The organism is Enterococcus sp. AMC1623 (assembly GCF_058216495.1).
On sequence record NZ_JBZACX010000003.1, the window covers coordinates 1 to 20,866 of the forward strand.

Consider the following 20,866-nt stretch of genomic DNA (forward strand, 5'->3'; position numbering starts at 1 on the left):
CTCTTATTTTATCATCAACAATCACAAATCACAAGTGATTTGTGATTAATCACTTGTGATTTGTGATTCTATTCTTTTTCGTTTTCTAATTGAATAATTCGTTCAAGCATTTCAAAAAATACGTTCTCATACATGGATAAAACTTTTTTGTCATAGCCTTTATGTTCTGTAATGCCGTTTTTAGACCAGGTACTTACTTTATTACTTCGCTTGATAATATTTTGGAAAACCAAGTTATCTTCTTTATGTTGCTTGTACAGTTCTTCCAGGTTTAATTTTATCGTTGCGCTGTCCGTATCAACTAAATAAGGAACAAAACCGATCATATCTAGTCCAGGGTTAAATTGTTCTTGTAAATCAATCAAATAGGAAATATAGTTTTGAATGTTGTTTGTACTTTCTTCTTCTGCTTGTAAAGGGATCATAACGTAATCACTCGCCACGATTGCATTATTTGTATAAACGCTTGGCGTTGGTACAGTATCAATAATAATGAGATCATAGTCACTTTTTAAAGGTGCTAAAAGAGTAACAAGCAATCTACTTTCATTTTCAAAAGTCCATGAGCGAGTTAATTTTGGTAATAACATCAAATCAAACGTGCCAGGGATCAAGTCTAAATTATCAGTCAAATGAATAATAGAAGAAGCCAAGTTTCCATTTTTCAAGCCTTCATAAAAATTGACACGTGGCAATTCTACCTTAAATGTTTTTGCTAAGTCTTTTGTCAATGTTGCTTGTAAGTCCTTATCGATCATTAAAACTTTTAAATTAAATTTGTCTGTCAAATAAGCAAACATAGTAGATAATTTTGACTTTCCAACACCACCTTTAAAATAATTGTTTAAGATAACAATTGCTTCATTTTTACTGTTTAAAATACGTCTTAATTCTTCAAGTATTTTGAGTTCTTCCTTCTCCATAACTACGCCCCATTCTTTTTTTGTATAGTAATATTGTATCATTAAAAATCACAAATCACAAGTGATTAATCACAAATCACTTGTGATTTGTGATAAGTGATTTGTGATTAATATATAAAAGCCCTTTAAATAGGGCTTTTATGCTTATTTTGAGAATGAAATAAAATCAATATATCCCTTTTCCCCGATTTTTACAACGGCATTGTAGGACTTTTTCTCTTTATTTTTGATTCCTTTTACCAGGGTTTCTTTTCCCTCCAGTAATTCTTTTACATTCGTTTTGGTGAGTTTTTTCTTTCTAAAATGTTCAGCTAAAGTGAACTTACATTCAGGATAATTTGAACAACCATAAAAAGATTTTTTTAATACAATATTGTTGCCACACTTAGGACATTTTCCTACAATACTTTTTTCTGCTTCTTTTTCTTTCTGTTCCTGGTAATCAGAAAAATTTAGTTTTTCTATATCGTTAGGTACAGCTTCCAGTAAATGAACAATGAATTTTTTGATATTCGTAATAAAGTTCTCTTGATTGCCTTCTCTTTTACCGATTTTTTTTAAATACGTTTCCCATTTAGCCGTCATTTCAGCACTCGTTAAAAGGTGCTGACTTTCAACTGCCTGGCACAATAATTTTCCTTTTTCAGTTACAACAAGCTTATTCTTAATCACTTGGATATATTCTTTTTGTTTCAAGGCTTCAATAATGCTTGCTCTTGTCGCTTCTGTTCCAATCCCCTCAACTTCTTGTAAAATCTTGATTGCTTCTTCATCATCAACCGTTTTATTCGCCGTTTTCATAGCAGTTAATAATGTACCCTCTGTAAAAGCTTTTGGCGGTTGCGTTTCTTTTTCAACACTCTTAACACCAACTTCGGCACGTTCGCCAATGATAACGAGTGGTAACGTTTGAACGTCCTCTTTTTCTTCTTTGGTTTGTTGTTTGAAAAGAATTTTCCACCCTTCTTGCTTTGGTGTCTTTCCGATCGATTGAAACAGCAAATCAGCTACTTTCGTTTGTATCTTGGTTTCTTCATACAAGTAATCAGGTAAAAACATGGCAACGGTCGTTTTAACGACTAAAGCATAAATTTTTCGTTGTAAATCGTCCATTTTCGCTAATGCAGATTCGGTAGGTACTTGTTTTGTTGGGATAATGGCGTGGTGTTCCTGTACCTTACTACCGTCCACATAACGCTTTCTAGGCTCTGTTTGAACCATTTCAAGATCAAGTCCTAAAAAACCGCTATATTTGCCAAAATTCGCTTTTAAATAAGCAAATTCGTTCTCTGTAATAAATGGTGTATCTGTTCTTGGATAACTCAATAATTTTGCTTCATACAGTCCTTGCATAGCTTTTAAAGTTTGGCTCGCTGTCGCTTTATAAAGCTGATTGACTTTTGATTGCAAACTACTTAAAGAAAACAAACTCGGACTATTCGTTTTCTTCTCTTTGGTTTGAACATCAGCAATTATCCCCTCTTGATTGCCTATTTTAGCTTGTTTAGAAGAAACAAAAGCTAAAAGCTCCTCTTGGGTTTTAAAACGCTGTGTGGGGCTTAGAACGCCCTTAAACGACCCTTGGTTTACTTTTATACTAGCTTCCACCTCGAAAAAAGGTTCTTTTTTAAAATTCTCTATGGCTTCCTGGCGCTGAAAAATAAGGTATAAGGTGGGCGTTTGAACACGTCCTAGTGAAAATGTACCTTGTACGCCCTTCTGTTGTAAATTTAACGTATACAAAGGGCTTGCGTTCATGCCGATCAACCAATCGGCAATTTGGCGTGTTTGCGCTTCTTGATAAAAGGGATAGTAATTCATTCCAGGTTGCAAATTTTGAAAACCGCTTCGGATTACATCTTTTTCTAAGCTATTGATCCATAGTCTTTTAAATGTTTTATCTTTTGAAAAGGCATTTGCTTTATGGATAATCGACCAGGCGAATATCGATAGGTAAACTTTTGAAATAATCTCCAGTTTTTCCCCCGATCCACACCGTGCATGCGATTTTCACCGCACACGGCGTTCTATCAACAAATTAAACCTTTTTTTTTTTGTTGTTTTCCTAAGTCTCGCAACCAAATTAATAATGTAGTGAAGTGTTTCTAACTAGCAACCTTAATCTATTTAGCTTTTTGATTTGTTCATCATTAAGATTTAACAAGGTCATATATCGCTGAATAGTATCTCCCTTGGTAGCATGTATTAGAATGTGAACTTCAGATTTAACAATAGTCAAGTTACTATACTTGTCATCTTTAGATACATGATAAGGTATCTTATGATGACAATGCATATCTAGAACATTTAGTTCTTCACCCGTTACCGAACACTTACCCGACTGAGCTATAAACAATGAGATACGATTATCGTTAAATTCCACTGTTGCTCTATCGCTGACTACAGGATTGCTCCTGATCCAACGAAGTGCTATTTCAGATACGGCTGATTGATTACGATGAATGAGTTTACGCCCCTCAGGAGTATATTTATTAATTTTAACTTTAAGGTACATTGGGTTCCTATGTTGTACAAAACTAACTGGTATAATTGGGCGTCCTGTCAGGTATCTAATATTCTTTGACTGGACGTAGTTCAATATCCCTTTATCTTTACCAGTATATTTACCCGTTTTTGTCAATCCATCAATAGACAATCGATTTCTCATTGTCAGAAGAACTGAGTAATGCATCTTTTTAAAGTCTCTATTAACGTGAGTTGCTATTCGATAGTAACCGTGCATGCCAATAACTTTACTATTATAATTTCCTATAGCTCTGATAGTATTAATGCTATTAGGTGATTTTTTGATTTCCTTGATTTGCTCTTTTAGTTCTATTCTCATACGGTTAATTGCTTTATCTGAAACATGAGAATGCATTACATATCTATTTTTCCCTTTTCTTTCTAGTTTCAAGTTGAAACCTAGAAACTCACTAGTTTCCTTACGAAGGTTCGTGATTTTGGATTTTTCAATAGATACGGGTAAATGCAATCGTTGTTCCAACCATTGTATCGAAGCATGATAAAGTTGTTCAGCCGTTTTTCGGTCATGGCAAAATAATTTAAAATCATCTGCATAACGAACTATATAGAACTCTTTTAGTTTTGTATGTGAGCGCATTTTCCTATGGTGATTTCCCATATGCTCGGTTCCATTAGCATTGTATTGTGTCTTAATTTCAGACATATGCCTTGTTTCCCATTGTTCCGATACCCACCAATCAAATTCACTAAGATTAATATTGGCTAATAATGGGGATAAAATCCCACCTTGTGGTGTCCCCTTTTCGGGAAATTGAATAGTACCATTAGGCAATACAACTGGAGCTTTTAGCATTTTGCGGATAATAGTGAGAAGTTCCTTATCCCGTATACCCATAGTCCACATTTGTCGCATTAATTTTGAGTGCCAAACTTCATCGAAGAAACCTTGAATATCTATATCAACACAATATCCCATTTTTATAATATTCATCTTCTTGGCACAATCAGCAATTGCATGTTCGGCAGACCGATTAGGTCTAAAACCGTGACTATGTGGATTAAATTTCGCTTCACATATTGGTTCTAATACTTGCAAGATACATTGTTGAGCTACCCTATCCCAAATAGAAGGAATTCCTAATGGTCTAGTTTTTCCATTTGGTTTGGGAATTTCAGTTCGCTTAACTTTTCTTGGTTTGTAAAATTTGAACCGTTTCTTAACTATATCAAGGTATCTTTCAGTTGTTAGTTTTTCAATATCTTTAATGGTTTTACCGTCAATACCTGCCGTAAGACTTCCTGAGTTGCGCTTTATATTACGATACGCAAGCAAGATATTGTCATCGGATATGATAATTTTCATTAATGACTTGAAATTTTGATTTTCTACACTACGTTGATACAAGTTATCATAAGCTTCTTGCATTCCATAATACTCAGAATATCGAAGCTTATTATTTTTCTTGTTTCGGTGGTTGTTCATAGTTCGTCACCCCCTAGTTATTGGTTGTGACCTTTTGGTCTTACAGGAATCTATGGTTTGACTTAGGTTACTTAATAAATTGATTTAAATTTGTTGACTTGTGGCTATTCCTCCAGTTCCATTACAGAACCTTCACCGGTCATGCCACTACTTTCACCAAGATAAATATAAGTTATATACTAATACTTTCCTTATATCCGCTTCATTGCGTGTGTGCGCTCCACGTTCTTGGCTTCCCACGTTCCTTCAGTTTTATCAATGTAATAGCTTAGGTGCTGGCTTTTGCCCTGTATCACTTCAAGTGCCTATAACACTTCACGGAGTTTCATAAAAACAATTCTTACTCCACCGCATGATACCGTAGAGTGACATGATTTCTTCAATCATGTTCTACCCGACACATTTCTGTGCCTTAGGCGTTTAGGACAGTACATTCGCCAGTTCGTCAGTGCTTTTACACACATTCTCACCATACTATACTTTTTGCGACCTCCGGCATATTAGATACAGTTCCTACCTCTAGGAAATTTTCGTGCAGACCAATGTTTATCATTTCTGCTTACGGTATCCTTCTGCCGACTTCACCGAGCTTCATACCATTTCTTTTAACACGTAAGAAATAGCATGTCGGAGTATTAAGGGAGGCGTTTCAAGGCGTTACCCTATCATTCCACCTCTCAAACTGAAAGTTCTCCACTAACGTCTGTTAAGCCGTTAGTGTGCCTAGTCTTTTCAACTAGAAACATGTCGCACTATTTTCACCTTCTCTGTCGCTATCTGTTGCAACAATAATTGTATTTGCCTTTTTGAGAAGTTCTGCAACAATTTTAAACTGCTTTCCCTTATCTTTTGCAACTTCAAAATCGTATCGATCAGGAAAAATCGGCAACGATTCAAGTTTCCAATTTTGCCACTTTTCGTCATAGTGACCTGGTTCTGCTAATTCCACTAAATGCCCAAAACCAAAGGTGATAAACGTTTCATCTGTAAATAGTGGGTCTTTGATCTCAAAATAACCGTCTTTTTTGGTGCTTTGTTTTAAAGCACTTGCGTAGGCTAATGCCTGGCTTGGTTTTTCAGCTAAAATAACCGTACTCATTAACTATCCCTCTTTTCATTGTTTTTTCTTTGATCTACTGTCACGTTATATCTTGCTCGATACCTTCTAAACGTTCGGCGATTGATTCCAGTTTGTTCTTCAACTTCTTTATCGGATAAACCATTCAAAAACAAATCGAAAGCATGCTTTAAACGTGGATCATTTTTTTTAAATTTCAGTTGCCGACCTTTGAATTTGCCTTTTTTCTTAGCAATTTCGATTCCTTGTGCCTGACGTTCCTTAATTTTTTTTCGTTCTGATTCTGCTTGATACTTGTACAATTCAATGACAAGGCTATTAATCAAACGCCTTAAATTTTCATCTTCAATACCATTCATTGAGGGTAAATTTAAGACTTCCAGGGTTGCCCCCTTAATTTGAATTTGATTCATCAATTCTGTTAATTCTTTATTATTTCGTCCTAATCGATCTAATTCAGTAACAATAACAATATCCCCTTCACGAATATAGTTAAGCATAGCTTGTAATTGTGGGCGTTCGACCGATTGACCGCTTAATTTGTCTGAAAAGACCTTAGAAACGCCCTGTAACGCTTGTAATTGCCGATCTAAGTTCTGTTCTTTGCTACTGACACGTGCATAACCAATTTTAGCCATTTTCAACCAACCTCTAAAATTCTCTCGGTTGCAATAACCAATCAGCAATATCTACTTTTTCAATTTCAAATTGCTTATCAGAAATTGTCTTTTCGTAAGCGATAAAATCTTGCGCATATTGTTGCTCATTAAAAATAGCCACCACTTCGTCATTTTCTAAAACTCGATAAATAAATTTTTTCATTTTACTCCTCCTATTATGCCCAACTTAAATGACCTATTCACCAAGTCAATTATACTGCTAAAATCATATTAGGACAAATAGGTATACTCTATTGACCTATAAAAGATAGCAACTTAAAAGATCAAGTGTTCGCTTCGCTCTCACTGCCCCTCGACGTTTTAGTAGCCTTTCCCTCACTTCGTTCAGTCCAAGCCAACTAAAAGTTTTCGGGCTACTCTCTCCTTCTCCCCCTAATAATTAATTAAAATCTTACTCTCTATATTTCTGCTAATCATTCACTAAACAGCACAGAAAAACAAACACGTATCATAGATATAAATGTAATGGCATAGTGCGGGTTTTATTTTCAGCCTGTATCATAGCTAAACAAATCGAGTTGTGTGTCCGTTTTAGGGCGTTCTGCTAGCTTGTTTAAAGTCTCTTGAATGAATGTATGCTCTAAGTCAAAAGAATTTGTCAGCGCCTTTATATAGCTTTCTTTTTCTTCTTTTTTTACTTTAATGATCGATAGCAACAATGATTTAACACTAGCAAGTTGAATGCCACCATTTCTTCCTGATTTAATCTTAAAGAAGATTTCTTGATTCGCTTTTAATACCTTCAATAGCTTATCTAGCGTACGTTCAGGAATGCCTAGCGCTTCTCTAATCTCTTTTTTGGTCGTCACTAAATAAGGCTTGTATACATCGCTTTTTTCGCTAATATAAGCCATTAAATCTTCTTTCCATTCTGACAAATGAACACGTTGACGTTCACTTCTTTTTTTCTTGAATTTAAACCACCCTTGACGGACAAATAAATCTTTACTGGTTAAATCACTTGATACCCAAGCTTTGCAAAGAATGGTAATGTATTCCCTATTAGCCCCTTGATAGTTTTCTGAGTAGGCACTTCTAACAAGTTTGATCACTTCTTTTTCTTCTAAGGGTTGATCTAATCGATTATTAAACTCAAACATATTATATTCGCACGTTTCGATTGAATAGCCTGAACTAAAGTAGGCTAAAGAGAGGGTAAACATAACGCTATTACGCCCTACTAAACCCTTTTCTCCTGAAAATTTCGTTTCGTGCAATAAGAGATTAAACCAGGGTTCATCTACTTGTTTTTTGCCTTCTGTACCGCTTAAAACCATTAGACTTGAACGAGTAAAGCCCTTATTATCTGTTTGTTTGAAAGACCAATCTTGCCATTCTTTGAAAGAATAACGGTAATTGGGATCAAAAAATTCGACATTGTCCGTTCTTGGTATACGAGCAATCCCAAAATGATTGCACGTTAGATCAACTGGCAAAGACTTTCCAAAATATTCACGGATATTTTGCGAGATTATTTTGGCTGCTTTGACAGATTTAAATTCTGATTTTGAAGTCACATAGACTGGCGTTTCTAAAACAAAATATGCTTGATAACCTTTATCAGATTTGATAATTAACGTAGGCATAAAACCTAAATCAATAGCTGTTGTTAAAATATCGCTTGCTGAAATAGTTTCTTTTTCCGTGTGAATATCAAAATCAATAAAGAAGGTATTGATTTGTCTTAAATTGTTTTCAGAATGTCCTTTAGTGTATGAACGGTTTTCGTCTGCATACGTACCATAACGATAAACGTTTGGTGTCCAATGCGTAAATGTATCTTGATTTTCGTGAATCGCTTCTTCGGAAGTTAGAACAACGCCACGTCCGCCAATCATGCTTTTTTTTGAGCGATACGCAAAAATAGCCCCTTTGCTTTTACCTGGCTTGGTAGTGATTGAGCGAATTTTACTATTTTTAAATTTGTACTTTAACAAGCCGTCATGAAGCACAGTTTCTACAACAAAAGGGATATTCATTCAGCTGTTCTCCTTTCTTACGAAAATTAATTAGTTAGAAGCTACGATCAAAGTTGAATCACAACAAAAAAGGCAATCAACTAAGTTTTTCTTAATTGATTGCCTGGTATCTTCTTAAAGACTTGAAATCCCCTCAAAAACCCGATATAATGGGTTTACAGATATTTAAGTATCTGATTAATAAAGTAATTAAATACTTTACCAAATTTTGGGTCTCGACTTCTTTAATTGATTGGTGGTAATCAATTAAGGCTCGCAACTTATTTTCTTGGCGGAAAATAAGTTGGTCGTGGCTCTTTTTTTGTATTCTTTATTCAGTTCGTTGTTTCGTTATATCTAGTATATCGCTTTTTAAAAAAATAAGCAATGATTTCGTGCATTTTTTACACGAAATCATTGCTTTTTTCTTCTTCCATTTCTAAATCCAATGTTACTTGTTCTGATTCTGGTTCTGTTGGCTCATTTGGGATTAAATCCACTACTAGCGTTGAGTTAGTTAACTTTGCAATTTGTTCTAGTGTTTTTATGGTTGGATCTGATTTTCCTGATTCTATTCGTGAATAATTTGATCTACTCATTTCTAATTCTTGGGAGAATTTTTCTTTTGATTTGGTACCTCTCATCTTTTTTAAGCTTTCTCTAAATGCTAGTTCCAAGTTTCTCCCCCTCTTTTTGTGTAATAAAATTCACGCTTTATTTAAATTATAGCTTTTAATATCTTAATAAACAAGTGATTAATCACTTGTGATTTGTGATTAATCACTTGTGATTTGTGATTAATCACTTGTGATTTGTGATTATTCCAAAAGTAGGTAATTTCACCAACCTTTTTCAAAAGTTTTTATCGACGATTATTGGACTGGATCGTGTTTCCTAAAGCGATTCTAAGCGCATGTTTAATTTTAAAGTGGGTAATTCTCTTTAAAACGTCCTACAAAGATTCAAAAAAAGCATGGCTGCTAGTGAAACTTGCGACCATGCTTTTAAATTTACTTAAATTCTCTTTTTAAAAATGATTCCTGATCCTAATACCATTAATGAACCTAGGACAGACAGTGCAATATTTGCTGTTTCACCTGTTTTTGGTAAAACCTTCATTTTTCCGTCTGAACCTTTAACCGTTACTGTTCCGTCTTTTTGAACGTCTGCTCCAATTTCTTTAGCTTCAACTTTTTTTGTTGTTCCGTCTGCTAATTGAATGATTGGTTTACTATCTTCAACCGCAACAATCACAACGCCTGTATCTGTATTAACTGGGTTTTCAATTGGGTTTGTGTCTACTGGTTTGTTTGGTACTGTTGGCTCTGTTGGTTTACTTGGTTCCGTTGGCTCTGTTGGTTCCGTTGGCTTACTTGGTTCCGTTGGCTCTGTTGGCTTGCTTGGTTCCGTTGGTTCCGTTGGCTCCGTTGGTTCTGTTGGTTCCGTTGGCTCTGTTGGCTCTGTTGGCTCTGTTGGCTCTGTTGGCTCTGTTGGCTCTGTTGGCTCTGTTGGCTCTGTTGGCTCCGTTGGCTCTGTTGGCTCTGTTGGCTCTGTTGGCTCCGTTGGCTCTGTTGGCTCTGTTGGCTCTGTTGGCTCTGTTGGATCAACTGGATCAACTGGATCAACCGGATCAACTGGATCAACTGGATCAACTGGATCAACTGGATCAACTGGAGTAGTCGGGTCTGTCGGTTCTACTGGAACGACTGGATCATCATCGGCTAAGATATTAATATCACTGCTACTTGCGGTTTCGTCTGCAAAACTGACAATCGGTGCTGATACTAATAAAGTAGTGCTGAATAGTGTTAAGAGGGCAAGTTTTTTCATTTTATAATCTCCTTAAAAATTAGTATTTGTGTACATAAATAGTATATCATAAATATGCTTTATCTGACATTTTTATTCATCTTTTTTTTAAAAACTTCTAGCGATTCTTTCGTTAAGAATAATGTTTTACCTGTATAAATGTGATCGATTCCCTCTAGTCTATGAGGAAACCGTTTATAAATGTGGGCAAAGTATTCATCATTCTTTCCTAACAACTGGCTTGCTTCTTTTGCTGTAATCAATTGCGATAAATCATTATTGGGATTATCAGAGAAAATAATTGTTCCACCAATTTTTCGATAATTAAAATTTTTAAGTATTTCATGTTTGTTGTTACGGTAAGCTTGGGATAGGTAATTTCTATTCTTACCTATCCTTTCGCTCATTTCTTTAGCTGTATAGATTTGTTTTAGATTAATTTTACTCATTTTTTAAACACTCTCTCTGTTGCATATTTCAGTTAAAAGAGAAGTCTGCGAGTGTTGGTTGATTTGTCACAAGAAAGCCGTTTTTAGTTGGTTCAACCTCAAAAGTGATTTTTTGCATTTTATTACGATCTTCTACCGAAACATTTAGAAGGTATTCAACGCTATACCCTTTTTTTGTTTGTTCACTACCATAGTAATTGACACTCTTAAGCGTTTTCCCTAACGCTTTCCAATCGGATATATCTACCTTTTCGGATACATATGTTCTTAAACTTGACTGATAATTTTCTTGATTTTTTTCCTGTGAAAAATAGTAAGTCAAAAAGTATCTTCCAAAAGTATCTATTTTCGATTGAGAAATATCCGTTTCTTTGACACGTTCAATTTGTTCTTCCAATAATTCGCTCTCTTTTTTGACTGATTGAAGTTGTACTTGTTGAAAAACACTTATTCCTATCAATAATACAATAAAAAGAGTCAAAATAGATATGAACAAATGAATTCTGGGAACATTTTTCTTGGTTATGGATTCTGATAGTGATTCTTTTCTACTATTCGTTTGTTTTGCTTGGTTCTTTTTCGATATTTCCTTAATAACACTAGGTTCATTTACTGTTTCAGTTGGAATTTCTGTCTGCGGTATTTCTTGGCGTTCATTACTCGTTTTTAACTCCTGACGATTTAATTCTTGCGTATTAAGCGTTGGTTCTGTTGGTTCATTCAAGTAAACTAAAACGTGTTGATCTGTTACTCGATTTAATAACAAGTTAATTACGTCCGTTTCTTTGGTATTTTTTGTATTCAGCGTAACAGACATAATTTTTGTTTGATCTTCTACTCTAAAAATACCTACACGAAATTTAACTGGAATTCCTCGACTTGTCTTTTGTTGTAAATAGTGTGTGACTTCGGATAATTCGCTTTTACTTAATTTTCGATTCAAAAATTGTTTTTCTTCTTCGGGAAGAATAATTCGTATTTCAAAATAATAAGACAATCGTTATCCCCCTCTCTTATTTTCTAAACATAGCCATCATTGCTAAGTTTCCAAGTCCGCCACCTTTTGACACTTTGGTTGAATACCACATATTTTGTAGGGCAGACGGTGTTTTGATAATCAACAAGCCACAACCAACCATTAACATAAAGTTTGGTAACGTGTATTTTTCAGCAATCATGAGTGTAATCATGAGTAAGTACAAAATAAGCTTAATAAGCATTGTGAGTGCTTCGGATAACAGTTCTTTGATCCATATTTGAAAGTAATTTTGTTCGTCTGTTAAAAGCGATAAGGCAACTAATGGTGTTAACATAGTCAGTACCAAGAAATCAGCATAAAAAACACAAATCGCCACAAAATACTTGGCAATGGAAAAGGCAAAGAATATCACGAAAACAAAGAGAACAACGGCGCTAACGCCACCATTAAAGAAATTTGATACTAAGAAATTACGCAATCGTTCGCCGATCGTTTCCACATTCAAATCATTAGCGACTTGTTGAATCACATATTCCCCGATTGGTGCAACAATCTTTTTGATAAAAAAGTTCATTGCCCAGGGCAACGTTGCTAAGGCAATAGACGAGTAAAACAGCTTTTGAACAATATTAGCGGTCAATGCGTCACCACTCCCATTAGAAGCTTGTATTTGCGCTTCAATGACCTTATACAACACAATACAAATCGCAAAGGTTGTCGTTGCAAAGACAAACACGTTGGTAATGGTACTAATCAATTCGATATTGGGAATATCAAAGGTCGTCTTATTAGCAATTTTCATACTGGCTTCTAACAAGTCACTGCCCCAATTGCCTAACAAGGTATCGATTGGGTGCAACACACTATCTGTGGTTTCTTTTATACCCTCAAAAACTCCTGAAACTGTATCTGATATTTTGTCTGCTACATCACCTGCGACCTCTCCTGCTTTATCTATTAAATCCATTAGTAAACACCTCCAACATTACCTGTAACTTGCCACTTCCCGATTTTTTCATTGTAGTGCATTTGTACAAATAAAATCTGATTGGTTTCAATATTTTTAGTAGCTTCTGTAAAATCAATCCCTATCACTTCATAACTTAAATCATTATCCCAATCAACATTTTTAAATATTTTTCCTACTTTTTCATCATGTTGTCCTTTGTTCCGCCAATCCACCCACTCAAAAGGAAAATCATTACGAACAATAATTTTTGTGTTTTTCTCCTTTTTTTCGGTATCTAAGAACCAGGTACTAAACCATTGACTTTCATCATCATTTTGCTTAGAAATCGTTAGCCCTTTGGTACCGTCAACAATGACTGGATTGAAATTGAAGCTCGCTTGCAAGCCTGTATAGAAATCATCTGACACCTTATCGCCGAACTTGGCTTTTAAGTTATCGATCAATTTCGTTTGTAATTCAATCGGGCTTGTACCGCCTGATCCTTCTTTCAATAATTCTTTGTTGATTTCTAAAATCACGTCACCATTAGAGAAAGACTTGTACCAACTCTCAAAAGCTTCTGTCGCTTCGTCTGCTCGCTCTTTCGCACTTAATTTGAGTAAATGGTCGCTTGACCCTTGAACGGCTTGTGAGCTGTTTTCTGTGGCTTCTCCGCTTGTTTCTGACTGGTTGCTTTCTTTGCTTGCGGTGGTGGCTGTTGGTGTCACTGGTGGTTGATTCTTATTGTTAAAATAAGAAATGCCCACAAAAGCAAGAATACCGACAACTAAAACGCCAATCACTAAGTTACGGATCACTTGACGGCTAAATTCCATTTTTTTAATACCCTCACTAGGTTCAATCCCTTTTTCTTCGATTTCTCGTTCTACTTGCTTTTGAAACATTGGGATATTCCCAAAAAATTCTTTCAATCCATTCATTTGATTTCCTCCGATCTTTAAAATGGTAATTCGCTGTTGTCATTGTTGGTTGTGTTTTCCTCTATACCTTCATCAAAACTACTTAGAATATCACTCATTAATAGTTCTTTTTCTTCCTCTTCTTCTGTTACTTCTGATTCGATCGGTTGTTCAGGTAGATTTATTTCTTTTTTATTCAAATCATCTTCTTGTTTCTTCTCGTGAAAAATTGGGGCGCTTGCTAGTTGCACTTTTCGTTGTTTGTGCTGTTTTTCCAATTCCTCAATGTATTCTTTGGCAAATTCCGTTTGACTGCTTATATAATCTTGCTGTGAAATTTCATGCTTTTTAAGAAGATTTCCGAACAATTCAAATTGTGGCGTTTTTCTTAACATGTAAGGTTTACCGTCAATTAACACAATACTTTTTCTGCCATTTTCTTCTTGTTGTAAATTGATAACTTCCCCTTCGGTAATCAATCGCCTTTTTTGGTAACCGTAGCTTTCTGACTTACTTCCGCTTCGGTTAGTTGTTTTTGCGGACGTTTTACTTTCACTTGTTCCGCCTGTATATACTTTGATTGTTGTATCATTTACTTGTCTTGAAAAGTATTCAGCGGTCGTTTCCTCTACACCACCTAGACATATTTTAATGGCATGATTCCCAATGATCGCTTTAAATTTCTTATCTCCGTAAAGTTCAAAGCCCTGGGGCAAAGATTGCAATATGGTACTAACTGAAATACGATACCCTCGACACGTTGCAAGAAAATTCTCGTATGTTGGAAAGTAGCCCAAATTGACAAATTCATCTAGTAACATAACTAAAGGTACTGGCAATTTTGCGTTGTGCTTATCTCCTAAAAAATATAACTCTGTAAACATTTGTTGGAAAAAGAGATTCACTAAGCCGTCCCAAGTTCGATCTAATGGGGAAATTAGCACGTATAAACAAATTTTTGACGTTCCTAATTCCTCAAAGAAAAAATCGTTTGTACTGGTAAATTCTGATACTTCTTTATCAACAAAATCTTGTAAAGTCGTCAATAGACTAATAACAATGTTTGGTCTTGCTTCACTTTGTGCTTGTCGGAAGCCTAAATAGTAACTGCGTTTTGCTTCGTGTCCGTCTGGCAACCGCTCAAATTGTTCATCAAGTTCTGATACACCTTCTTCGTTATAGCGTGGATCAAATTCTTCTAAAAAGTCTAAAATGCCCTCAATTGTTCGTGCGCTTGGTTCATATTCAAAATAAACATATTTAATCAACGTATTTAATAAGTTTAATTGTGCATTGAACCAAAAATCTTTCCGTTTGGGGTCATTCTTTGCTGATACTATGACGTTCGCAATCTTGTTTGTATCATTTGATTTGCGAATGTAAAGTAATGGATTGTACCTAGAACTTAGTAAAAAATCTTTAAAATTTATGACAACCGTTTTGAAGCCCTGGGCTTTTTTTATTTCATTGGTTAACTCGTAAATTTCCCCTTTTGGATCGGTTACAACAATTGACGTACTGCGATTATTTACAACATTAGGCAAAACATAACTTTGTGTTTTAAATGATCCTGGACCACCTACGACAAAAATATTTCGATTGCTTATTTTGCTATCTTCGGGTTGGATCACAACTTTTCCACTTGGAAATTTCCCCAATATTAAACCGTCTGATTCTGCTAACAAACTAGTCATTTTTCCCCCTCCTCATTGACTTTTCTAATATGCTTTTCATTGATTTTTCAGGGATCAAATGAACATTTTTTGGTGCATTTATTTCTGATTCCTCCCCCCAATAAGCCGAGCCATGAACAGGGTTTGTTTTTCCGACAACCTCAAACGGTTGGCGTTTGGTAGGGTGTAGAAAGACAAATAAAACGATTAAAACAATAATTTGTACAATGAAGAACGGGATCATGTAAGTAGATTGAATGATCTCTAAAAAAGTATTGATCGGGTGCTTTAAAATAGTTGTAACAAAGGTACTCAATTCAATATTTGTATCATTCGCAATGATAAAAGGTAATAATTTAAATACAATCAATGTTACTGGTAATAATAGTAGATAGAGTATAACTAGGACAATCAGTTTCACTTGCTCTTGCTTCTTCTTCGCCATGCTTCTACTCCTCTCCTAATTGAATGGTCGTTCTTTGGGTAATTTGTTGGTTTTTAATTTGGATAATTTGGTTTATTTCAAAATCATTTTTTGTACCGTTAAAAACTTGGTGGATTGGTGCTGTTACTAAATACTGTTGTGTATTATCTTTGCTTTCATAAGCAAGAATTTTTATTTCATTTTCGTTTACTGAAGACTTTTGAATCGTGTTTTGTTGTGGGCTATATGAATTGTTTACGTTGATCTCGTTTTGTAATTCTTGATAAACGTTGTCTGTTGCTAATTCTTTAACCGTTGTCATAGATATTTCTTTTTGGCTTTTTTCGTAGTTATAAACGGTCTTGTAAAATTCTTTGATAATTTTTTCCGATTCGCTTTGGTTAGTATTTTGTTCCTCTTGTTTGTCTGCTAGTTCCGTCTGTACGCTTTTTAAATCACTTTTTAAGTGACGGATCTGTTCGCCTTGCTTTATTCCAAAAACAATCATGCCTATGGTAACCGCAAGTAAAACAAGCGTTGAGATAAACAAACTAACTTTTATTTTGTCAAACTCCATTTCTTCCTCTCCTTATTCAACATAACTTGCAATGTTTGCAATAGAAGTCGGCACTACTCGATAACTGATTGTTCCACTTCCTGGGTTTACAACATTACATTCTGATACTAAAAGCGTACCGTCTGCATTTACGACTTCCACAAAGGCAACATGTCCGTAAACTGGATCAGAGCCAAAAGAACCAGGTGGGAAAGAAATTGCCGTACCTACTTTGGGCTTATTTGTTACTTTATAGCCTAAAGCTTTCCCTTTATAGCCCCATTCGCCACCATTGCCCATAAAATCATCAACTGGTTTTCCTATTTGAGCCATACGATTAAAAGCGTACCAAGTACATTGCCCAAAAGGATAACTGCCACTGGTATTATAGTTGTGTCCATCATATCTTGGATAACGTAATTTATTTTTGTACTCACTAGGTACATCAACTTGAACAGCGCCAGTATTATTAGAATTGTTTTGAACGCCCTCTGCGCTTGCCTGGCTTTCGTTAACGTATTCAAGTAATTTTGGCACATAGAACATATTTCCGTAGTTATAGCGGTAATTGTAGCCCATTGTAGTAGATAAAGCATTTACATAAGGTACCTTTTCGCCACCTGACATATTAATAGAAAATTGTTTAGCCAACTCAAAAGAATACGTTCCGCCATTCTTCACTACAAAATCAACAAAACCACCGCCATAATTATACGCTTGAAGAGCTGTTTTTATATCTGATCCTCGGTTTATAGCGCTTTTCATATTTTCTACAAAAAACTCTACTCCTCGTTGTATGCTTCGTTCGGGGTCTTTAATAGTGTTCGGGGGCAGTCCTAAACTTTCGCTTGATTGCATAGGGTCGCCACCTTCACCGCCTGATTCAATTTGCATAAGGGCTAAGATATAAGGCACATATTCCATACCGTCATATTGTCTAGCGTACTTTTCAACGGTACTTTTGTACCTCAAAACAGATTCACTTAAATTTTTGTTTTCTGTTGCTAGTCCGCCACTAGGGGCGGTTTGATCGTTATTAAAAATAAGAAGGAAGATTACAATGATAAAGACGAAAAAGCCTAAAATTGCTTTCGCTATCGGTTTTCGATAACGAATAAGCAGTTTAGCAGCTGTTGCTCCCATGATATGAAATCACCAACCTTCCTAATCTTTTTCAGCGTTTGTTAATTCAATCTTTTCACTAAGCAATGTGTTGTTTTCTTCTAACAAGTCATTGGTTTGTTTTTTCTTCAAGTCCTCATTTAAAGAATTATCCTTATACATATTTTCTAATTCTTCACTGTTATTTTCAATCAATAAGTCAATCATACTGATTTGACGTTTAGGATCGATTGCTAATTTCTTTTGTGTAATTGATACTTGACGAATATTTTTCACTGTTGGAATGTCTTTTTCTTTTACTGATTTATCGATTAAAGCTTCAACAATTGTTGTATCGGTACTAGTTTGAACCAGATACTCAATATCTGTTGAATTGTCATACGCTAAAATCTTTTTGAAGTCTGCTAAATAGTCGCTTCCTGGTAAATCAAGGGCTTCTATTTTTTCGGTTTCTCCTTGTTTGTACAGACTTTGAATAATTTTTTTATCTGACTTTTTATCAAGTTCATAAGCCTTGGTATAATCACCAAGTTTCACGTAAATATCAACTTGTTTTTTCTTAGGATAATTGAGCTTTTGCATATCCTCTTCGATATTCTCACTATCATTATCAATAATCTTATTTAAAATAGTGATCTCTGTTTCTGCGCTTTGCTGTGTAGCCGTAACTTGTTTATTCTCATTTACTTTCATAAGAAAAACCGTACCACCATATAACGCAATAACACCTACAACTAACGCAATTTTTAAGCTTTTATTTCTGCGAATTTTTCGAACGTCTGCTTTCTTATCCTGTAATTCAGTAGAAAAGAAATTCTTTTGTTCTTCGGTTAGTCGATTTTTTATTAAATCTCTTAATGATTCTAGGCTTTCAACTGCTTCTATATCATTTAAAAATGAATTTTTTTCTTTTGCTAGAACTTCGATACGGTTCTTCTCATACTTTTCAAGCGTGTATTTACCAAAAAAACTACAAATAAAATTTTTCCATTGCTCTAATTCTTCTTTAGTTGAGTAAGGCAAATTACCAAAATGATCTGCTTTATAAATAAAAAGCAAGTCACGTGTATCTTTGAGTAGGATATTTTGCATTGCTAGATAGGTGTTTGTTTTTTCTAGTACATTCATTTCAAGTAATCGATTCACTATATCCAACTTATAAAAATCAGCATATTCTTTCAATTCAAGTAGTGGTGTATAGCCATTAGGACGGTGATAAACAATTTCTAGTTTTCCGTCCTTGGTTAAAATTTCCTCGACATCAACAAAATATTGTTCACTTTCTTCTATATCAAAAATATGTTCTCGATTCGTCAAATATTTTTCGTTTATTTGAACGACAATTACATTCTCTTGATAGTAAAATTGCAAATTTTTCAAGATTTTGTATTTCATTATTTTCTCCCTTCTATTGAATTTTCGATCTTAACAACCAGTTGATCTCTTTCTTCGGACTAACGCCGTAAATATCTTCATATTCGCCTGGGTTAAGCAAACGCATTTCTTCCTGTGTTAAATCTACTTTTATCTTTGCTCGCTTTGTACCATGAAAAAGCAAAGCTTCCCCTTGACGTTTTGAGGTAATGAACGATAATTCTTTTTTTGTGAGTTTAAGTTTCAACTCATTTGAAATACCTTGTGCTTCCGTTTCATCAAGTCCAAAGAATACTTTTGTAAAGCTATTCCCAATAATTGCTTTACCGATATTATCAGGTGCTTTTAATACATCATCAATCTGTTGGGTTGATACGGTACAATCAGCATTGTATTTTCTAAAGCGTTTATATGCTTGGAAGAAAAAGTCAGCACTAATTTTATTCTTCAATAAAAAGTGAAATTCATCTGCATAAACAGACGTTACAATTTGCGGATTGTTGGTTATTTCTTCAAATAGATAACTAAAGCTGTTGAGGTATGCTAAATCTCTGATCCCTTCTTCGGTCTGTAAATCTCGCAAAGAAAAGCAAATTAACGGATTGTTTAAGTCTATATTTGTATGACCGTTAAAAATGGTACGACTTCCGATTGTAAAATCTTCTAATGAATAAATAAAATCTTCAATTCGTTTGTATCTTTTTGGATCAGTTTCTTCTAAGGCTTTCAATCGATTTTCTAAGTCTGAAAATGTTGGAAAATCGGTATTTTCCATTTTTGACAAGTTTTTCTTCTCGTATAAAGTGGTATAGCATTTTTTCGCTTCTATTTTAATAATGGATAATTGACTATCAGTCAAAGAATGATCTACCATTAGGAAATAAGGCGTTAAAATATTCATTCGTTTACTGATTTCTTTATCAATATCATTGTCAGTCATTTCATAATCTTTATGCTTTATTTCAAGATTTTCTACAAGTTCGTCCTCTTCAAAATCGGATAACGATTCTTTTAAATCGACATCTAGCGTATTGCGTGAGTAGATTTGAAATGGATTGATACGGACGTCTGACATAGACGATAGATTGATTATTTCGCCCCCTAGAGAACGTACACGCTCTGTTTGTTCATCTTCGGGATCAAATAAAACGATTCTGTGCCTTAGTTCTGTTGAATTATCAGAAAAAGCATATTTTTTTAAATAGTCTGACGTTAGGTAAGTGGTCTTTCCCCCACCAGATAAACCAAAAACGAATTTATTACGATTGACTACTAATTTTCTGTTGGTGTAATCAATACTAACGATATTTTCAGTATCTTTATTAATTCCCTCAATAATCATATTTTTAGTAAATACGCTTAACTCATTATCATCAAAAGGAAAAATACTACTTGCACTGATTGAGTTTGCGATTGTGTACGTGTATTCAGGCACTTCATTAGATTGTAAAGGCAAGGCACTCCAATACGCTTTATCAATCATAGTATATGGAATCAAGGCTTTTACTCCACTTGCGATACAACGTGTTTCAAAATCTTCACACAATTTTTTCAACTTATCTTCTGACTTGCTTTTAATCAAAACATAGGTATACAAGTAAAGATAAGAAGTGTTTTCATCAACGGCTTGTTCTAACTGCGTTTGTGCAATTTTCATTTCACGTTCTAAACGGATAATCGTCAACGGATCATGCGAACGATCGATCTCTGCTTGCTTGTTCTTAATGGTTCTGTTGTAATAATCATTCAATGAGTTACCGTTTGCTTTAGTGTAGTAATGAGATATGGTTATATCTCCACTCATTTTACGAATACGATTAAACCAATTTCCTCTTGGTTTATTATTGTATTTTGTAATGACATAGGGAACTGCGTATGAATCATCGATTAATAATTTGTCACGTTCTACTGTAAAGTTAAATGGTGCTAAATCAGATACAACGTCCGTATCAACTTCGGGTATTACAATAATTTTCTCTTTTGGTATCTTCTCCATTTTAAC

General features: G+C 34.8%; 19 protein-coding genes. All 19 read right to left on the reverse strand.

Annotation, left to right across the window (positions count from 1 at the left end):
• Window positions 1-68: 68 nt before the first annotated feature.
• The 19 genes from AC4BC7_RS17310 to AC4BC7_RS17400 all read right to left on the reverse strand — a co-directional run bounded on the left by AC4BC7_RS17310 (window position 69) and on the right by AC4BC7_RS17400 (window position 20,860).
• Window positions 69-965 (reverse strand): ParA family protein, encoded by an 897-nt coding sequence (locus AC4BC7_RS17310; protein WP_142973628.1) that lies wholly within the window; start codon window positions 963-965, stop codon window positions 69-71.
• Window positions 966-1,067: 102 nt separating this feature from the next.
• Window positions 1,068-2,744 (reverse strand): type IA DNA topoisomerase, encoded by a 1,677-nt coding sequence (locus AC4BC7_RS17315; protein WP_490504521.1) that lies wholly within the window; start codon window positions 2,742-2,744, stop codon window positions 1,068-1,070.
• A gap of 262 nt (window positions 2,745-3,006) precedes the next feature.
• Window positions 3,007-4,893, reverse strand: a complete 1,887-nt coding sequence (gene ltrA, locus AC4BC7_RS17320) for a group II intron reverse transcriptase/maturase (protein ID WP_010718345.1) — start codon at window positions 4,891-4,893, stop codon at window positions 3,007-3,009.
• 736 nt (window positions 4,894-5,629) lie between these two features.
• Window positions 5,630-5,992: a toprim domain-containing protein gene (locus AC4BC7_RS17325; RefSeq protein WP_000108744.1), complete on the reverse strand. Its 363-nt coding sequence runs from the start codon at window positions 5,990-5,992 to the stop codon at window positions 5,630-5,632.
• On the reverse strand, window positions 5,992-6,609 hold the full coding sequence (locus tag AC4BC7_RS17330; RefSeq protein ID WP_001062588.1) for a recombinase family protein: 618 nt from the start codon (window positions 6,607-6,609) through the stop codon (window positions 5,992-5,994). Before AC4BC7_RS17330 ends, AC4BC7_RS17325 begins: the two co-directional genes overlap by 1 nt.
• Window positions 6,610-6,622: 13 nt before the next feature.
• Window positions 6,623-6,793: a hypothetical protein gene (locus AC4BC7_RS17335; RefSeq protein WP_000713595.1), complete on the reverse strand. Its 171-nt coding sequence runs from the start codon at window positions 6,791-6,793 to the stop codon at window positions 6,623-6,625.
• A gap of 346 nt (window positions 6,794-7,139) precedes the next feature.
• Window positions 7,140-8,630, reverse strand: coding sequence for a primase C-terminal domain-containing protein (locus tag AC4BC7_RS17340; protein WP_001025003.1), 1,491 nt, complete (start codon window positions 8,628-8,630; stop codon window positions 7,140-7,142).
• Window positions 8,631-9,013: 383 nt separating this feature from the next.
• On the reverse strand, window positions 9,014-9,286 hold the full coding sequence (locus AC4BC7_RS17345; protein ID WP_011266100.1) for a helix-turn-helix transcriptional regulator: 273 nt from the start codon (window positions 9,284-9,286) through the stop codon (window positions 9,014-9,016).
• 337 nt (window positions 9,287-9,623) lie between these two features.
• Window positions 9,624-10,439 carry an LPXTG cell wall anchor domain-containing protein gene (locus AC4BC7_RS17350; RefSeq protein WP_490504516.1) on the reverse strand — a complete coding sequence of 272 codons (816 nt, stop codon included), beginning with the start codon at window positions 10,437-10,439 and terminating at the stop codon, window positions 9,624-9,626.
• 59 nt (window positions 10,440-10,498) lie between these two features.
• Entirely contained in the window at window positions 10,499-10,867 is a 369-nt protein-coding gene (locus tag AC4BC7_RS17355; protein WP_174090565.1) for a hypothetical protein, read from the reverse strand.
• 28 nt (window positions 10,868-10,895) lie between these two features.
• Entirely contained in the window at window positions 10,896-11,864 is a 969-nt protein-coding gene (locus AC4BC7_RS17360; protein WP_174098167.1) for a hypothetical protein, read from the reverse strand.
• A 16-nt stretch (window positions 11,865-11,880) separates the two neighbouring features.
• Window positions 11,881-12,813 carry a conjugal transfer protein TrbL family protein gene (locus AC4BC7_RS17365; protein ID WP_015543622.1) on the reverse strand — a complete coding sequence of 311 codons (933 nt, stop codon included), beginning with the start codon at window positions 12,811-12,813 and terminating at the stop codon, window positions 11,881-11,883.
• Window positions 12,813-13,736, reverse strand: coding sequence for a hypothetical protein (locus tag AC4BC7_RS17370; protein WP_010711847.1), 924 nt, complete (start codon window positions 13,734-13,736; stop codon window positions 12,813-12,815). Before AC4BC7_RS17370 ends, AC4BC7_RS17365 begins: the two co-directional genes overlap by 1 nt.
• Window positions 13,737-13,753: 17 nt before the next feature.
• Window positions 13,754-15,409, reverse strand: coding sequence for a VirD4-like conjugal transfer protein, CD1115 family (locus AC4BC7_RS17375; protein ID WP_002425008.1), 1,656 nt, complete (start codon window positions 15,407-15,409; stop codon window positions 13,754-13,756).
• On the reverse strand, window positions 15,402-15,833 hold the full coding sequence (locus AC4BC7_RS17380; RefSeq protein ID WP_002425007.1) for a hypothetical protein: 432 nt from the start codon (window positions 15,831-15,833) through the stop codon (window positions 15,402-15,404). The genes AC4BC7_RS17375 and AC4BC7_RS17380 overlap by 8 nt, the downstream gene beginning before the upstream one ends.
• A gap of 4 nt (window positions 15,834-15,837) precedes the next feature.
• On the reverse strand, window positions 15,838-16,389 hold the full coding sequence (locus tag AC4BC7_RS17385) for a hypothetical protein (protein ID WP_002425006.1): 552 nt from the start codon (window positions 16,387-16,389) through the stop codon (window positions 15,838-15,840).
• Window positions 16,390-16,401: 12 nt separating this feature from the next.
• Entirely contained in the window at window positions 16,402-17,511 is a 1,110-nt protein-coding gene (locus AC4BC7_RS17390; RefSeq protein WP_002425005.1) for a lysozyme family protein, read from the reverse strand.
• Between the two features lie 21 nt (window positions 17,512-17,532).
• Window positions 17,533-18,885, reverse strand: a complete 1,353-nt coding sequence (locus tag AC4BC7_RS17395; RefSeq protein ID WP_002425004.1) for a hypothetical protein — start codon at window positions 18,883-18,885, stop codon at window positions 17,533-17,535.
• A gap of 13 nt (window positions 18,886-18,898) precedes the next feature.
• Complete coding sequence (locus AC4BC7_RS17400) at window positions 18,899-20,860, reverse strand: VirB4 family type IV secretion system protein (protein ID WP_002425003.1); 1,962 nt, start codon at window positions 20,858-20,860, stop codon at window positions 18,899-18,901.
• Window positions 20,861-20,866 lie beyond the last annotated feature (6 nt).

What these genes read in the sequence shown, in the direction of transcription:
- AC4BC7_RS17350 (WP_490504516.1), bottom strand. Translation starts at nt 10,439, where the DNA reads ATGAAAAAACTTGCCCTCTTAACACTATTCAGCACTACTTTATTAGTA.
- AC4BC7_RS17325 (WP_000108744.1), bottom strand. Translation starts at nt 5,992, where the DNA reads ATGAGTACGGTTATTTTAGCTGAAAAACCAAGCCAGGCATTAGCCTAC.
- AC4BC7_RS17370 (WP_010711847.1), bottom strand. Translation starts at nt 13,736, where the DNA reads ATGAATGGATTGAAAGAATTTTTTGGGAATATCCCAATGTTTCAAAAG.
- ltrA (WP_010718345.1), bottom strand. Translation starts at nt 4,893, where the DNA reads ATGAACAACCACCGAAACAAGAAAAATAATAAGCTTCGATATTCTGAG.
- AC4BC7_RS17315 (WP_490504521.1), bottom strand. Translation starts at nt 2,744, where the DNA reads ATGAATTACTATCCCTTTTATCAAGAAGCGCAAACACGCCAAATTGCC.
- AC4BC7_RS17335 (WP_000713595.1), bottom strand. Translation starts at nt 6,793, where the DNA reads ATGAAAAAATTTATTTATCGAGTTTTAGAAAATGACGAAGTGGTGGCT.
- AC4BC7_RS17340 (WP_001025003.1), bottom strand. Translation starts at nt 8,630, where the DNA reads ATGAATATCCCTTTTGTTGTAGAAACTGTGCTTCATGACGGCTTGTTA.
- AC4BC7_RS17330 (WP_001062588.1), bottom strand. Translation starts at nt 6,609, where the DNA reads ATGGCTAAAATTGGTTATGCACGTGTCAGTAGCAAAGAACAGAACTTA.
- AC4BC7_RS17375 (WP_002425008.1), bottom strand. Translation starts at nt 15,409, where the DNA reads ATGACTAGTTTGTTAGCAGAATCAGACGGTTTAATATTGGGGAAATTT.
- AC4BC7_RS17355 (WP_174090565.1), bottom strand. Translation starts at nt 10,867, where the DNA reads ATGAGTAAAATTAATCTAAAACAAATCTATACAGCTAAAGAAATGAGC.
- AC4BC7_RS17310 (WP_142973628.1), bottom strand. Translation starts at nt 965, where the DNA reads ATGATACAATATTACTATACAAAAAAAGAATGGGGCGTAGTTATGGAG.
- AC4BC7_RS17400 (WP_002425003.1), bottom strand. Translation starts at nt 20,860, where the DNA reads ATGGAGAAGATACCAAAAGAGAAAATTATTGTAATACCCGAAGTTGAT.
- AC4BC7_RS17395 (WP_002425004.1), bottom strand. Translation starts at nt 18,885, where the DNA reads ATGAAATACAAAATCTTGAAAAATTTGCAATTTTACTATCAAGAGAAT.
- AC4BC7_RS17390 (WP_002425005.1), bottom strand. Translation starts at nt 17,511, where the DNA reads ATGGGAGCAACAGCTGCTAAACTGCTTATTCGTTATCGAAAACCGATA.
- AC4BC7_RS17365 (WP_015543622.1), bottom strand. Translation starts at nt 12,813, where the DNA reads ATGGATTTAATAGATAAAGCAGGAGAGGTCGCAGGTGATGTAGCAGAC.
- AC4BC7_RS17385 (WP_002425006.1), bottom strand. Translation starts at nt 16,389, where the DNA reads ATGGAGTTTGACAAAATAAAAGTTAGTTTGTTTATCTCAACGCTTGTT.
- AC4BC7_RS17380 (WP_002425007.1), bottom strand. Translation starts at nt 15,833, where the DNA reads ATGGCGAAGAAGAAGCAAGAGCAAGTGAAACTGATTGTCCTAGTTATA.